This window comes from Lactococcus cremoris subsp. cremoris KW2, from assembly GCF_000468955.1.
GTDB lineage: Bacteria > Bacillota > Bacilli > Lactobacillales > Streptococcaceae > Lactococcus > Lactococcus cremoris.
The window spans coordinates 1,964,011-1,979,027 of the sequence record NC_022369.1 but is presented as its reverse complement, the minus strand read 5'-3'; the positions used below and the strand labels follow the sequence as shown (position 1 = coordinate 1,979,027).

At 35.5% G+C, this 15,017-nt stretch carries 16 protein-coding genes; 12 read left to right on the top strand and 4 right to left on the bottom strand.

The window, feature by feature from the left end; all coding sequences use genetic code 11:
• Positions 1 to 19 precede the first annotated feature (19 nt).
• Positions 20 to 1,822, top strand: coding sequence for an oligopeptide ABC transporter substrate-binding protein (locus KW2_RS09415; RefSeq protein WP_021037799.1), 1,803 nt, complete (start codon positions 20 to 22; stop codon positions 1,820 to 1,822).
• 171 nt (positions 1,823 to 1,993) lie between these two features.
• Here the strand turns inward: KW2_RS09415 and KW2_RS09410 are convergent, their stop codons facing one another.
• Positions 1,994 to 2,431, bottom strand: coding sequence for a universal stress protein (locus tag KW2_RS09410; protein WP_010906159.1), 438 nt, complete (start codon positions 2,429 to 2,431; stop codon positions 1,994 to 1,996).
• Between the two features lie 246 nt (positions 2,432 to 2,677).
• On the opposite strand from KW2_RS09410, the gene KW2_RS09405 reads away from it, so the two are divergent.
• The 5 genes from KW2_RS09405 to asnS all read left to right on the top strand — a co-directional run bounded on the left by KW2_RS09405 (position 2,678) and on the right by asnS (position 8,505).
• On the top strand, positions 2,678 to 5,053 hold the full coding sequence (locus KW2_RS09405) for a helicase C-terminal domain-containing protein (RefSeq protein WP_021037798.1): 2,376 nt from the start codon (positions 2,678 to 2,680) through the stop codon (positions 5,051 to 5,053).
• Between the two features lie 135 nt (positions 5,054 to 5,188).
• Entirely contained in the window at positions 5,189 to 5,632 is a 444-nt protein-coding gene (locus KW2_RS09400; RefSeq protein WP_011676846.1) for a cell wall elongation regulator TseB-like domain-containing protein, read from the top strand.
• The gene (locus KW2_RS09395; RefSeq protein ID WP_021037797.1) at positions 5,629 to 6,810 is read left to right on the top strand and encodes a pyridoxal phosphate-dependent aminotransferase; all 1,182 of its coding nucleotides are present in this window, start codon (positions 5,629 to 5,631) and stop codon (positions 6,808 to 6,810) included. Before KW2_RS09400 ends, KW2_RS09395 begins: the two co-directional genes overlap by 4 nt.
• A complete protein-coding gene (locus tag KW2_RS09390; protein ID WP_021037796.1) occupies positions 6,803 to 7,114 on the top strand; it encodes a GIY-YIG nuclease family protein in 312 nt (103 codons plus the stop codon). Before KW2_RS09395 ends, KW2_RS09390 begins: the two co-directional genes overlap by 8 nt.
• A 47-nt stretch (positions 7,115 to 7,161) precedes the next feature.
• Positions 7,162 to 8,505 carry an asparagine--tRNA ligase gene (gene asnS / locus KW2_RS09385; RefSeq protein ID WP_014572126.1) on the top strand — a complete coding sequence of 448 codons (1,344 nt, stop codon included), beginning with the start codon at positions 7,162 to 7,164 and terminating at the stop codon, positions 8,503 to 8,505.
• 47 nt (positions 8,506 to 8,552) lie between these two features.
• Here the strand turns inward: asnS and KW2_RS09380 are convergent, their stop codons facing one another.
• On the bottom strand, positions 8,553 to 9,071 hold the full coding sequence (locus KW2_RS09380; protein ID WP_021037795.1) for a hypothetical protein: 519 nt from the start codon (positions 9,069 to 9,071) through the stop codon (positions 8,553 to 8,555).
• 193 nt (positions 9,072 to 9,264) lie between these two features.
• Here KW2_RS09380 and KW2_RS09375 point away from each other — a divergent pair, with 193 nt between their 5' ends.
• The 5 genes from KW2_RS09375 to KW2_RS09355 all read left to right on the top strand — a co-directional run bounded on the left by KW2_RS09375 (position 9,265) and on the right by KW2_RS09355 (position 13,421).
• Complete coding sequence (locus KW2_RS09375) at positions 9,265 to 9,714, top strand: hypothetical protein (RefSeq protein ID WP_041168656.1); 450 nt, start codon at positions 9,265 to 9,267, stop codon at positions 9,712 to 9,714.
• Between the two features lie 31 nt (positions 9,715 to 9,745).
• Positions 9,746 to 10,093 carry a nucleoside triphosphate pyrophosphohydrolase family protein gene (locus KW2_RS09370; RefSeq protein WP_021037793.1) on the top strand — a complete coding sequence of 116 codons (348 nt, stop codon included), beginning with the start codon at positions 9,746 to 9,748 and terminating at the stop codon, positions 10,091 to 10,093.
• Positions 10,090 to 10,725 carry a thiamine diphosphokinase gene (locus tag KW2_RS09365; RefSeq protein WP_011835740.1) on the top strand — a complete coding sequence of 212 codons (636 nt, stop codon included), beginning with the start codon at positions 10,090 to 10,092 and terminating at the stop codon, positions 10,723 to 10,725. Before KW2_RS09370 ends, KW2_RS09365 begins: the two co-directional genes overlap by 4 nt.
• A 29-nt stretch (positions 10,726 to 10,754) precedes the next feature.
• Complete coding sequence (locus tag KW2_RS09360) at positions 10,755 to 11,672, top strand: Gfo/Idh/MocA family protein (RefSeq protein ID WP_021037792.1); 918 nt, start codon at positions 10,755 to 10,757, stop codon at positions 11,670 to 11,672.
• 399 nt (positions 11,673 to 12,071) lie between these two features.
• Positions 12,072 to 13,421, top strand: a complete 1,350-nt coding sequence (locus tag KW2_RS09355; RefSeq protein WP_021037791.1) for an amino acid permease — start codon at positions 12,072 to 12,074, stop codon at positions 13,419 to 13,421.
• A gap of 32 nt (positions 13,422 to 13,453) precedes the next feature.
• On the opposite strand, the gene KW2_RS09350 is transcribed toward KW2_RS09355, so the two are convergent.
• On the bottom strand, positions 13,454 to 13,750 hold the full coding sequence (locus KW2_RS09350; protein WP_021037790.1) for a GIY-YIG nuclease family protein: 297 nt from the start codon (positions 13,748 to 13,750) through the stop codon (positions 13,454 to 13,456).
• Positions 13,747 to 14,271, bottom strand: coding sequence for a histidine phosphatase family protein (locus KW2_RS09345; protein WP_021037789.1), 525 nt, complete (start codon positions 14,269 to 14,271; stop codon positions 13,747 to 13,749). The genes KW2_RS09350 and KW2_RS09345 overlap by 4 nt, the downstream gene beginning before the upstream one ends.
• A gap of 68 nt (positions 14,272 to 14,339) precedes the next feature.
• Between KW2_RS09345 and KW2_RS09340 the strand changes: the two genes are divergently transcribed.
• Positions 14,340 to 14,978, top strand: a complete 639-nt coding sequence (locus KW2_RS09340) for a hypothetical protein (RefSeq protein ID WP_021037788.1) — start codon at positions 14,340 to 14,342, stop codon at positions 14,976 to 14,978.
• Positions 14,979 to 15,017 lie beyond the last annotated feature (39 nt).

Here is a 15,017-nt window from a genome sequence, read left to right as displayed (position 1 = left end):
TTTTCGGGAGAAAATTAACATGAAAAAATTGAATATAACTTTATTGGCAACGACTGCAGTTTTAGCAACTGCACTCTTGAGTGCTTGTGGCTCCAACCAAAGCTCAAGTACAAGCACTACAAAATTAAAAGCCGGAAGTTTTGATGTGGCTTACAAAAATCCGAACAAGGCTATCAAAGGTGGGGACCTAAAAGTCGCCTATCAAAGTGACTCCCCAATGAAAGCCGAATGGCTGGCTGGACTTGAGAATGATGCTACTTTTGCTGCGATGGCTAGTCCAGCAGGTGGATTAGATGGAATTTTCTTTACAAATAGTGCTTTTAAATTTATCAATGGTGGTCCTGCGAATATCAGCCTTGATGATTCTGCAAAAACAGCAACAATTACCTTGCGTAAAGATTTGAAGTGGTCTGATGGCTCGCAAGTTACGGCTAAAGACTATGAATTTACTTATGAAACAATTGCTAATCCTGCTTATGGCTCTGACCGTTGGACCGATTCTTTAGCCAATATCGTTGGTTTGAGTGATTATCATACAGGTAAAGCAAAAACAATCTCAGGCATTACTTTCCCAGATGGTGAAAATGGTAAGGTTATCAAGATTCAATTTAAAGAAATGACACCAGGAATGACTCAATCAGGGAATGGCTATTTCCTTGAAACAGTGACTCCTTATCAATACTTGAAAGACGTGGCGCCTAAAGACTTGGCTTCAAGTCCAAAAACGACAACCAAACCATTAGTCACAGGTCCTTTCAAACCAGCAAATGTTGTCGCTGGCGAATCAATCAAATATGTACCAAATCCATATTATTGGGGCGAAAAACCAAAATTAAACTCTATCACCTATGAAACAGTTTCAACAAATAAATCAGTTGCTGCTCTCTCATCTGGTAAATATGACTTCATCAATTCTATGGTCGCTAGTCAGTACAAACAAGTGAAGAACTTGAAGGGCTATAAAGTTCTTGGTCAACAAGCACTCTATATCTCACTGATGTACTACAATCTTGGACATTATGACACAAGTAAATCAATAAATGTTCAAGACCGTAAGACACCATTGCAAGACCAAAGTGTTCGTCAGGCTGTTGCTTATGCTCGTAATGTTGCAGAGGTTGACAATAAGTTCTCTAACGGACTTGCAACCCCTGCAAATGGTTTAATTCCACCTATCTTTAAACAGTTTACAAGTTCATCAGTCAAAGGTTATGAAAAACAAAATCTTGACAAGGCAAATAAACTTTTGGATGCAGATGGTTGGAAACTCAATAAGTCTACAGGCTACCGTGAAAAAGATGGAAAAGAATTATCGCTTGTCTATGCAGCGCGTCAAGGAGATGCTAATCAAGAAACCATCGCTCAAAACTATATCCAACAATGGAAGAAGATTGGTGTAAAAGTGAGTCTTTACAATGGTAAATTGATGGAATTTAATTCTTGGGTTGATCATATGACGACTCCTCCAGGAGCAAATGATTGGGATATTACCGATGGGGCTTGGTCACTTTCGTCAGAACCATCTCAACAAGATTTATTCTCAGCAGCAGCCCCTTATAATATTGGTCACTTTAACGACCCACAAATTACGAATGATTTGAATGATATTGATTCAACTAAGTCAGAAAGTGCAACTTATCGTAAAGCCGCTTTTGTTAAATATCAAAATGATATGAATAAAAAAGCTTATGTTGTTCCAACCAACTTTTCATTAAATTACACACCAGTTAACAAACGTGTGGTCGGAATGACACTTGACTATGGGGATATGAACCTTTGGTCAGAAATTGGAGTCTCTTCTAATAAGATGGCTACCAAATAATTTTAATTAACTATGTTTACAAGTTTTTTTGTAAAAATACCCTCACTTTAGTTCGCAATCTAAAGTCAAAGAAATTCAAGTCTATGATTTGAATTTCTTTTGTTTTATAAAAATAAAAAAATCACTGACAAAATTTTGTCAGTGATTTTATTTGTTGAAGGTGTAAATTTTTTATTGGCGGACAACGAGTACGTCACAAGGCGCATTCTTGATAATATAGTCCGCCACGGAGCCGATAAAGATACGCTCAATGTAAGAAAGACCAGTAGCTCCAAGAACGATTAGACTAATTTCTTCTTCTTTAGGAAGGGTTTGTCCGAGCATTACTTTTGGAGAACCAAACTCAACACGAGTTTTAACCTTTTTGACACCAGCTTTTTTTGCTTCATCAGCAAAGTCATTAATGAGATTTTCAGCACCTTTGTGTGTATCATCAGCAACAACTGAATCATAAGCTGAGATAGATTGGAAGGCACGAAGGTCAATGACGTTAGCGATAACGAGTTCAGCATCGTTACGAAGTGCTGTTGCGACTGCTTTGTCAAAGGCTTTAGTAGCTTCTACCGAACCATCAATACCAACAAGGATTTTCTTATAGTTATCTAACATAGGCGACTCCTTCATAAGTTTTTATCTATATTTTAATTTTACTCTTATTTTGTCAATTTGTAAAAAGAAAACTGTTAAAAAAGGTTTATGGTATAATTGATAAAGTGAATTTCTTCAAAACAATGTTCAAAAATTACTGACAAAGATTCAAAATTATCTCTAAATGGACTTAAGTCAATCTGGAGTTTCTGTCAGTAAAATTTGTGAGTGGTTATTGAAGAAAACTGTAAGAAATAGGTGAAAAATATGACTCGATATGCTGTGGTGGATCTGGAAGCGACCGATGCTCATAGTAGTGAAAATAAAATTATACAGATTGGGATTGCGCTTGTTGAAGGTGGAAAAATCGTTGAAACTTATTCCACAGAAGTAAATCCGCATGAACCTTTGCTTCCAAGGATTAGTGAGTTAACTGGTTTGTCAGATAAGCAATTAAAAAGTGCCCCCGATTTTTCAGAAGTTGCCTCAGAGGTGAGAAAACTGCTGACGGATAGTGTTTTTGTTGCTCATAATGCTCGGTTTGATTATGGACTTTTAGAAAAAAGTTTTCTTAATGCTGGTTTAGAATTTAATGAAATGTTACGCGTTGACACGGTTGATTTGGCGCGTGTTTTCTATCCAACTTTTGAAAAATATGGGTTAGAAGCGCTAAGCGAAAAATTAGACTTAGCTCATGACCATCCGCATGCTGCGGTTTCTGATGCTTATGCAACGGCAGAATTATTAATAAGAATAGAAGAAAAAATCCAAAAACTACCAAGAAGTGTTTTAGAAGAATTGCTCAGACATTCAGATAATTTGCTTTTTGAAAGCAAAAGCTTCTTACAAGAACAGTTAGATAAAACAAAAATTCGACCAGCTGCTTTTAAAGTGGTTCATAATATTGCGACTCGTAAGTTTAAATCTTCTGTCAGTAAAAAAAGTCCACTGACAGACTTGTCAGCAAATTTTTCAGAAAACATCAGTAGATTGGGCTTAGCTTCTCGCTCAAAGCAAGAAAAATTAGCTCATTTAATGGAAACAGAGCTTACACATTTACAAGCAAGTTTTATTGAGGCTCCGACAGGACTTGGGAAAACTTATGGTTACTTACTACCCTTAGTAGCAGCAGGTCAACGAATTGTTGTTTCAACAGCAACAAAAGTTCTCCAAAAGCAATTGGTGAATGATGTTGCTCCAAAACTTGCAGAAACATTTGGTCTTAAAATGGCCAAAATTGTAGGAACCAAAAACTACATTTCCTTGAGAAAATTTTCTGAACTCTTATTAAATAATACGGATGGCAAAAATTTTGAAATTTTCAAGATGAAGATTTTAATTTGGCTGACAGAAACAAAAACGGGCGAATTGGATGAAGTTTCAAAAGTCATGACAAATGATGATTATTTTGATGGCATTCGCCACGATGGCTATGTCAACACTAAACATTTTCATTATGAACAAGATTTTTGGTTGAAAGCTCAAAAAGAAGCTGAACAAGCTGAAATTAAAGTAGTGAATCATGCTTATCTGATTGAACGTTTAGCAGATTATCCAGAAACTTTTTTGGGAAATCGGGTGCTTGTCGTCGATGAGGCTCAACAACTATTTCCAATCATGGAAAATGCTGGTCAGAAAAGTATAAAAATTACGGATGAACTCTTAAAAATTGACTCTGAATCAAGTGAAAATCCGCAACTGACTAAACGTCTTCAAGAAAGTCTTGTTTTTCAGCTCAATAAAAAAGAACTTGACTTAAGTAAAATAAAAATAGACGCTGATGAACTCGGGCTGACAGAACTTTCGGCACTTTTGGAAGCTGATAATCAGATAGTTTGGCGTGAAAATGGCATACTTTATAGTAGCAACCAAGATTTTTATAATTTTGAGCGTCTGATTCCCAAAGAAACTAAATTGTTCATGTTGGGAGCGACACTTTCTCTATCTAAAGATAAACCCTCTTTTCCAGAATTACTTGGTTTTAAAGATTATCGATTTTTCAAAATTGAAGGTAGTCAAGCCACTAATCAAGAATTATTGACAGTGGCAGATGCTCCTAATATCAAAAATGTAAGTTTGATTGATTACGCAGACTATACAGCTGATACCATTGCAGAACTTGCCAAGTTGAATCTCCCAATTGTTGTTTTATTTACTTCAAAAATGTCATTAACTTTTGTTGCTGAAAAATTATCCGCTGAAGGATTTGATATTTTAGCACAAGATATTAATGGAAGTCCAGCTCAAATCAAGAAAAAATTTGATAAGGGTGAAGGAAAAATTTTATTAGGACTCGGCTCTTTTTGGGAGGGTGTTGATTTTGATAAGCAAAACCAAGTGATTCTGGTTATACCAAGATTGCCATTTGCGACACCTGATGATATTTTAACTAAAAAATATGCTAAAAAATTTGAAAATCCTTTTTATGACTTCAACGTTCCCATGGCGACTTTAAAAATGCGTCAAGCAATTGGTCGAGTGAATCGGCGAAAAAATCAGTACTCAAGTATTGTTGTATTAGATAAACGTCTTGGTGGAAAATCCTATGCCAAAAGAATGCGGAAAAATCTCTCAGAAGCTTTACCTGTAAAAATGCTGAATTTACTTGACACAATCAGCGAAATCAAGAATTTTTTGATATAATAAAACATGTTTAAGCAAAAACTTAAAATGGGAGATTGGACAAATTATTTTTGACCAATCATAAGAGAGTTTTACTAATAAATAGCTTGAAATATCTTTGAAAAAGATTTGCTCAAATTTTGAAAGAAGAAAAAAATGAAAAAGCGGAAAATGACTCGACATTCGCAAATTATAATCGGAATTTTAGTGATAATTTTAGCCATTTATTTGTCTATCGGCCTTTTCTTTTGGAAAAGTCTGAATCCCTATCATTCTGTGCGAGCGCAAGCGATAAATATTGCTAAAGACAAAACAGATTTAGTCAAAGCGACGGGATTTGATATTGCGTCTACAGATACTGTGACTTATTCAATTGTCGGGCTCAATAAAGCGAACCAAGAAGTTGGAATTTTAATTCCAAAAAAATCTGGTAAAATCAAAGAGGTACAATTATCTGAGGGTGTTTCACCTGCAAGCTTAACGACTAAAGATACCAAATCAGTTGTTTTAGCGCTTTACAAAGGGAAACCAGCCTGGGAAGTAAATAATAGCAATGGATTTAAAGTTTATGACTTTGAGTCAGGAAAAGAGTTGATATGAAAAAATGTTCTGATTTTGTATTAAAAATGGATGAGTCTGTGACCCTTGCGGCGGCCAATCGTGCCAAAGCATTAAAAGCACAAGGACGAGATATTATCGACTTGACCCTTGGTCAACCAGACTTTCCAACTCCTAAAAAAATTGGTCAAGCGGCCATCGAAGCGATAAATAATGGACAAGCTAGTTTTTATACACAAGCTGGTGGACTTCCAGAACTTAAAAAAGCCGTTCAACAGTATTGGACACGTTTTTATGCTTATGAAATTCAAACAAACGAAATATTAATTACGGCTGGGGCAAAGTTTGCCCTCTACGCTTACTTTATGGCAACTGTTGATCCTTTAGATGAGGTAATCATACCAGCACCTTATTGGGTTTCTTATGTCGACCAAGTAAAAATGGCTGGTGGAAATCCAGTAATTGTAGAAGCCAAGCAAGAAAATAACTTTAAAGTTACGGTTGAGCAATTAGAAAAAGCAAGAACAAGCAAAACTAAGATTTTATTACTAAATTCGCCTTCAAATCCAACAGGAATGATTTATTCTAAAGAAGAATTAACTGCCATTGGCGAGTGGGCAGTTGCTCATGATTTATTGATTTTGGCCGATGATATCTATCATCGTTTGGTTTATAATGGAGCAGAATTTACAGCAATTTCAAGCCTGTCTGATGAAATCAGAAACAGAACAACAGTGATTAATGGTGTTTCTAAAACATTTGCAATGACTGGTTGGCGAATTGGTTTAGCCGTAGGTGATCCAGAAATTATTGCTGCAATGACTAAAATTGCCAGTCAAACCACTTCAAATCCGACCGCTGTTGCTCAATATGCTGCCATAGAGGCATTTGAAGAAAATGATAAAAGTTTTGAGAAAATGCATGCTGCATTTGAAGAACGCTTAAATAAAATTTATCTTCAACTTTCAGAAGTTCCTGGTTTTGAACTTGTGAAACCAAATGGTGCTTTCTATTTGTTCCCGAAAGTGACCAAGGCTATGGCGATGAAAGGCTATACAGATGTGACTGATTTTACGACAGCCATTCTTGAAGAAGCTGGGGTAGCTCTAGTTACAGGAGCAGGTTTTGGTTCTCCAGAAAATGTTCGTTTGAGTTATGCAACAAGTCTTGAAACTCTGGAAGCTGCAGTAACAAGATTAAAGGATTGGATGAATGATTGATAAAAAAGAAGTAAAATCAGCTTATAAACTCTCTAAAAAAATAGGGGCAGTTGTTGCTTATAAAAATTTAGAAACAAATGAACGCTATATTGATATAGCACCAGACTTAGCAGGTGTAAAAAATCGTTTTGAATTTGCTAAAAAGACTGGGATTGGTTTGCCTTATGCCATTGAAAAAGCAGCAAAAACGGCTGATTTTGAATTGGAAGTTCTTGAAGAGCTAGAAAAAGATGAACTTCAAACGACGAAAGAATTCAAAGAAGATTTAAAAACCTTAAAAGAACTCTGGCTTGAAAAGTCATAAAAGTATGATTTAAAAAATATAAAATAAAAATTTAGAAGGATTTATTTATGAAAGACTTAATATCAATCATCGATGTCAAAGACCACGTTGGTGAAACAGTAAAAATCGGCGCTTGGGTCGCTGACAAATCAGGTAAAGGGAAACTTCAATTTCTTCAACTTCGCGATGGAACAGCATTTTTCCAAGCTGTTGTTTTCAAACCAAATATGATTGAAAAATTTGGTGAAGAAGAAGGAACAGCTAAATTCGATGAAATCAAACATTTATCACAAGAAACTTCAGTTTATGTGACTGGTGTGGTCAAAGAAGATTCACGTTCAAAATTTGGTTATGAACTTGATGTGACAGAGTTGGAAGTGATTGGTCACTCACACGATTATCCAATTACACCAAAAGAACATGGAGTTGAATTCCTCCTTGATAACCGTCATTTATGGTTGCGCTCAAAACGTCAAATGGCAATGATGCAAGTGCGTAATGCAATTATCTATGCAAGCTATGATTTCTTTGCGAAAAATGGCTTTATTAAGTTTGATAGCCCAATTCTTTCAGGAAATGCTGCAGAAAACACAACAGAACTTTTTGAAACAGATTATTTTGGCAACTCTGCTTTCTTGTCACAATCAGGACAACTTTATCTTGAAGCTGGAGCAATGGCTCTTGGACGTGTTTTCGACTTTGGACCAGTATTCCGTGCTGAAAAATCAAAAACTCGTCGTCATTTGACAGAATTTTGGATGATGGATGCAGAATATCCATTTGTTACTCATGATGAATCTTTGGATATTCAAGAAGCTTATGTAAAAGCTTTGATTCAAGGCGTTTTGGATAATGCGGCTTATGCGCTTGAAACACTTGAACGTGATACAAGCATGTTGCAAAAATACATTGATACGCCTTTCAAACGTGTGTCTTATGATGATGCGATTGACTTGTTGCAAGCCCATGAAAATGATGATGACACAGACTATGAACACGTAGAACATGGTGATGACTTTGGCTCACCACATGAAACATGGATTTCAAATTACTATGGTGTTCCAACCTTTATCGTCAACTATCCTGCAAGTTTCAAAGCTTTCTACATGAAACCAGTTCCTGGTAATCCAGAACGTGTCTTGTGTGCTGATTTGTTGGCACCAGAAGGTTATGGTGAAATTATTGGTGGTTCAGAACGTGAAACAGATTATGATTTGTTACTTAAGAAAATTGCTGATTTCGGTTTAGATCCTAAAGATTATGATTGGTATTTAGAACTTCGCAAATTTGGTTCAGTTCCTCATGCTGGTTTCGGACTTGGTCTTGAACGTATGGTCACTTTTGTGGCTGGAACAGAACACATTCGTGAAGCCATTCCATTCCCACGTATGATTAACCGTATCCAACCTTAAAAAATAAAAGCCTCTAAATTAGAGGCTTTTTTATTACTTATTATTCATTATTCAGAAGCTGAGGATGAGCTTGCAGCATCAATATCATTTTGTGTGATTAAGAGATTAAAGATCTCTGAATTATCTGGATTCAAGTAGATGTAACGTTCTTTGAAATTGGGATAAATGGAGGTGAATCTGTTGAACTCAGCCGCTGTTCCCAAAGCCAATTGATTAATCATTTCCTCTTTAGAAACTGTAGGGGTTACTTTATTTTTATAAATATAGGTATAAACAATTGTTTCAGGGGCTTCTGCAGTAACTTTGATATCTGAGTAGGTATCTTTGAAAGAAGCTTTCGTTGTTTCCATATTTTTTTGTGTAGCTTCTACAGTCATTTGAAAGCTAGAGCTAATATTTTCTTGAGTATTTTCAACTTTTTTTGAAGAAGATGTTGAACTTGAAGAGGAGATAGCCGTTGATGAAACAGATGAACTGGCTTTGGCTTTACTGTCTGATTTTTTAGAGCAAGCTCCTAACGAGAGAAGAGCAAGTGCAAGAGTCGTAGTAATTAAAATTTTTTTCATAATACTAGGAGTATAACATGTTTAGTTTCATTTAAGCAAGCGAAAAATGTAATTTTGATTTCAAAAAATACATTTTTGTTTTATAATTTACGATATCTTTTACTTTTAAGTCAGTATATCGGAAGCAAATGAAAATTTTTTCATTAAATTTTGATAATGATAGCCTTTGCAAGACTGTGATATAATTAGACTTATGAAAAGTAAAGAAGAGCAGCGAATGAGTTGGTCAGAAGATGAATATGAAGCGATGGTTGACTTAGCAACAAGACAATTGGCTGAACGGATGGCCAAGCGGGCATTGATTACTCATGAACTGTATGATTATAATTATCTTGATTCGCAGTTTGTGGCGGATTTTATTGCTGAATTTGTTATCAGCGGCTATGCTTCCTATTTGATTAAACCTGAAAATCTTGATGAAGAGGCCATTTTGCTTTTATTTGTGAATATGGCTTATGAAAATATGCGAGGATTGCCAGATGAAGTGGGACAATACCATCGGCTTTTTCGCCAACTTTGTGACCTTTATTATGAACAAGGTTGCTTGCGAAATGCTTTAGTCGATGAAGTAGACTATCAAGAAATGGTTTTAGCAATTTTAGCGGATATTTTTATGGAAGTAAAATTGCGAAAAAAGCTTTGAAATAGGGTTTGTAAAATTTAAGGGGGAGAAAATGGACTTAGATGCTTATCAAAAAGCAATTGTCAAATTTGATTTAAATAAAAATATTGAGTTTCAGGATAAAATTGATTTTGCTTTTTTGGACAAAATTTTAGGGCTGTCTGGCGAGGCAGGAGAAGTTGCTGACAAAGTAAAAAAAGTGATTCGGGACCAAGAGGGAAAGCTGTCAGTAAATGATAAAAAGGCAATTTCTTACGAGCTAGGCGACTTATTGTGGTATCTGGCGACAAGTGCACGTTATTTAGGAATATCCTTAGAACAAGTTGCAAGCGAAAATATTGAAAAATTAGAAAGTCGTTTAAATCGTGGAAAAATTTCAGGATCAGGTGATGAAAGATGAAAATATTAATTGTAGCAGGCTTGCCTGATTTTATTCCCGACGAAACTTTTGATAAATATATTGGAGTGGATCGTGGCTCGCTTTTTTTAGTGGAAAAAGGGATTCAGTTAACGCTTGCGATTGGTGATTTTGATTCTGTCAGTAAAACTGAACTTGATAAAATTTCTGTCAGTACTGACAAGTTGATTAAATTACCGGCTGAAAAAGATTTGACAGATTTAGAAGCAGCTTTAGATTTTATATTAAAAGATTTTCCAGATGCTGAGCTGACAATAGCTGGTGCTTTAGGCGGACGTTTGGATCACTTACTGACCAATGCCTACCTAGCAACACGGCCAAAATATCAAAGTCTTGCTCCCAAAATGCATTTAGTTGACCAACAAAATTTGGTGACCTATTTACTACCAGGTCAGCATTTACTCAAAAGAATACCAACTTACAAATATATTGGTTTTGTACAGGTCGATACAAAAGATAGTCTGGCTATTGTGGGAGCCAAGTATCCTTTGAAAGCCGAAGATAATTTTAGTTTAATCTATGCAAGTAATGAGTTTATAAGTGAGCAGATGCAAGTTTCATTTGATAGTGGCGTGGTCATTGTGATTTATTCAGGAGATTTGCGGAAAAAATAAGTATCATCAGATTTAAGGAGAAAAAAAGTATGATTATTGGAGTCATTGGGGCAACATCAAATATCGCAAGCAAAGCTTATTTACCTGTTTATGCAAAAATGCAGGAAGAACACCGTTTTATTTTATATTCTCGTCAGTGGGATAAAGCCGAAAAAGTTCGTAAGCAGTATAAATTTGAATACGCAACAGAAGATTTATCAGCGCTTGAAACGGTTGATTTAGTTATTATCCATGCTGCAACAAGCCAACATTTTGAATTGGCCAAAAGATATCTGACAGCAGGGGTTCCGGTATTAATGGATAAACCGATTTCCGAAAATTTTGCTGAGGTAAAAGAATTACAAAAGTTAGCAAGGCAAAAAAATATTTTATTTGTTGTCGCCTTTAATCGTAGATTTGCACCACAAACTGCTAAATTAAAAGACTTACCAGAAAAAAATATGGTGAGAGTAAGCAAAAATTTAGCGAATTCTGCGAGTGACAAAATCACTTTTTCGATGTATGATATTTTTATTCATCCGCTTGACACCTTGATTTATTTGCTAGATGATGAAATTTTAGAAGTGAATTATTCACTTAAAAAGAATAAACAGGGGCTCTTAACACGAGCGATTGTTATGTTAGAAACCGCGACGACTAGCGGGATTGCAACGATGAATTTAGAAGCAGGGGCTTTTACAGAAGAATTTATAGTGGAAAGTCCCAATGCAACTCTCCGTTTATCAGAGCTGACAGAACTTGAAAAAATGACAGGAATTGACCGCCAAAAATTCGGAATTAGTGGATGGCAAAGTGCCACTTATAATCGAGGATTTGATGAAATAATTTCAGCAATGACTCAGGCAGTTGAAAAATTTGATGGTCAAAATCGAGAAGAGTTACTGACAGAACTTAAACAAAAAAATATTTTAAAATCGCATGAAATCATTGCCCAAATGTTGAGCTGAGAAAATACTGACAGAATTTCAAAAATTTTTGTCAGTATGTTTTTTGATTGCCCCTTGCATTATTGTCAATAAAAAAGTATAATTATAAAAAAATTAAGAAAAGGAGTCCGCATGAAAACACAACAATCAACAGTCTTTTATTTTTGGCGCAGATAGTTTGTGTTTATGCAATTGGCGTAGATACAACTTTTGAGTATACTCAAGTTTCTGCGCCGGGATTCAAAGAAGACCGGATAGTAAAAACTATCTGGTCTTTCTTTTTTAATTTTTTTAACCTTTCTTTCAACTCTAAAGTAAAATTAATCGTAAAGACCGACTCCAAGCAGGGTTTTGCTAGGTGACTGGAAGGTAACTTATAAAAGAAAGCTTTGCTTTCACACATTAGAAAAGAGGAATTTTATGGAAAATTCTACAGGCTTGAAGTCTTCTTTAAAGACTCGCCACATTGTTATGCTCTCACTTGGGGGAGCGATTGGATCAGGACTATTTTTAGGTTCTGGTAAAGTCATCGCACAAGCAGGGCCAAGTGTGCTGCTCTCCTACGTCTTAGCTGGGCTGACCCTTTATGTCGTCATGTATGGTGTTGGAAAAATGGTCATTCATCAAGATGACCATAAAGCTGGGATGGCTGGAGTTGTTGCTCCTTTTATTGGAGATCATTGGGCGCATTTTGCAGACTGGGTTTACTGGGCAACTTGGATGGCGGTCCTCATCGCAGAAGAAGCAGGAGTTTCAACTTTCCTTGCTATGCTGATTCCTGGCGTCCCACTTTGGGTTTTTGCTTTGGTTGTTGCGGTTCTTGGAACGGCAATTAATCTCTGGTCAGTCAAAGCTTTTGCCGAAACGGAATATTGGTTGGCCTTTATCAAGGTCGCTGTTATCCTACTTTTGATTGCTTTGGGTATTTATTTATTGGTTATCAATGATGCTCATCTTGGTTTTGTTGCCGATAGTGCTCAAAAAGTAACTACGAAAAGTACAGCACCAAGTTTTGCTCCAAATGGTTTTTCAGGATTTTTAACTTCACTATTAGTCGTTATTTTCTCATTTGGTGGTTCTGAATTGGCGGCCATTACAGTTGCTGAAACAGAAAATCCAAAAGTGGCTATTCCGAGAGCTATTCGAGGCGTTTTAATTCGGATTATTAGTTTTTATGTTATTCCAATCTTTTTATTCTTGCATTTATTGCCATGGAGCGAAGTGTCAAATCCAGACGCCGCTAGTCCATTTGCGACAATTTTTGCTCGAGTTGGAATTCCTCACGCAGATAAAATTGTACTTGTAATTATTGTTATTGCTATTTTCTCAGCCGTGAATTCGGCAATTTATGCTACTTCACGTTCACTTTATTCTCGAATTCAAGGTTCTAGCACTTATGTGGGTAAAAAATTAGGTAAATTATCAAAAAATCAGGTGCCAACGAATGCGATTTTAGTTTCTTCATTTGTTCTATTTATCGGAGTTCTTTTATCAGCTGTTTTGGGTGATGGTTTCTGGCAATTTGTCGCTGGTTCAATCTCATTTACCATTTCAATCGTGTGGATTCTCTTATTAGTTGCTGCTTTAGTTTTGTATTTTAAACATAAAGAAGTCACAAATTGGTTTGTTAAATTGGCAACACTTGTAGTACTTATCGCTTTAAGCCTCGTGTTTATCATGCAAATTATCACAAATCCTTGGACATTGTCCGTCTTTGCCTTGGTTATTTGCCTTTTGTCTTACTTTAGTTACCGCAAGAAAAAAGCATAATAGAAAAAACATTCATTTTATAATGAATGTTTTTATTTTTGCTTGGCTAAAAGATACTCTAAAAATTTTTCTTTAATCAAATTATTTTTGATAAGAGACAATTTTTGCTTGCGAACAAGTTTATGTTTAAACCACCATTCACAAGACATGGCATCATTTTTATTATCAAAATTGACAGAAGCAAGCAACTTAACTGGAAGCCTCGTTTTTGTGTATTTAGCTCCTTTTCCGGAGTTGTGAGTGGCGAGTCTTTTTTCTAAATCAGTGGTGTAGCCACAGTAGAGGGTCTTATCTGAGCATTGTAAAACGTAAGTAAAATATTGGTTCATAAGTTTTTTTCTAAAATAGTGAGAAATTCAAAAGGAGTGAATTCGTGAGTAGGGTCCCAAATCTTTTGAAATTGATTAATCATTCCATTGTGAGAAACAATGAGAACATTCTGAGCAGAAGGAAAAAGTTGAGGAAGTTTTTCTAAAAACATTTTAGCACGTTCATGAACAGAAGCAAGAGGTTCAATACCTAAAGCAAGATTTTCTTTATTTTCTATATTAAGTTGTGCCCAATCTCGATTTTCTTTTGTTTGATTTTCTAATTTTCCAAGGCCTCGTTCACGTAATAAAGGCTCAAAGAGTAGTAAGGCTCCTATTTTATTAGAAATTATCATTGCAGTTTCCTTAGTTCTTTGTAAATCTGATGATAAAATCAAGTCAAATTTTACTGGCGAAAGTTTGTCAGCTAAAATTTTGGACTGTTGAACTCCCGTGTCAGTAAGAGGACTGTTTGACCAACCCATCAGCAAATTTTGCTGAATATTTCGCGTTTCACCATGTCTGACTAAATATAATTTCATAGTCAGATTATACCATTTAACGTAGTCAAAGTTAAGAGCTAGCTTGCCATTCGTGGTATAATAATAGTATGATTACTTCACTTACGATTCTTTCAAGTCTTGCAATAATTGTAACCGCAGTTATTGCTTTTGCAGAATATCAAGCTGGAAGAAGACGTCATTCAACCACTCTGTCTATCGAAATGCTTCATAAGCAAAAAGATGATTTTATTAAATGGTTTTATGATTATCTCCATATTTCGCAAGTATTGATGCGAGTAACAATTCAACTTAACATGGACCGCTTGGAACAACGTCATTTTGAGAATACAAATGATTCAAGTAATCAACGCCGCATTATTCGTATTAATGAGAATACAATGTCAAGAGATCGAAATGCTGCGGATTTAAATTATCAGATGATGCTTTTAAATCTGGTGATTGATGACCGTAAGCCTTATTTTGAGAATACTCAAATAAAAATTCGTTCGAATTTTGAAACATTGATGCATGACATCAATGAGTTTACAAGAAAAATTCATGTAGAATATGATGAAAAAATGAAAGAAACTGATGATGCAGGCTGTCGTTCTATTATGAATGAAGCTCGCAATTTGGCTAGAAATACGATGGAAATTATCGAAAAATCTAATCATGAAATGGGTGAACAAGTCAAACATGATATTCAGTCACTAGAAGATGAAGTAGAACATTATTTTAAAAAATAAAGAAAACAGGAATGTACAAGACAAATAGTAATACATGGT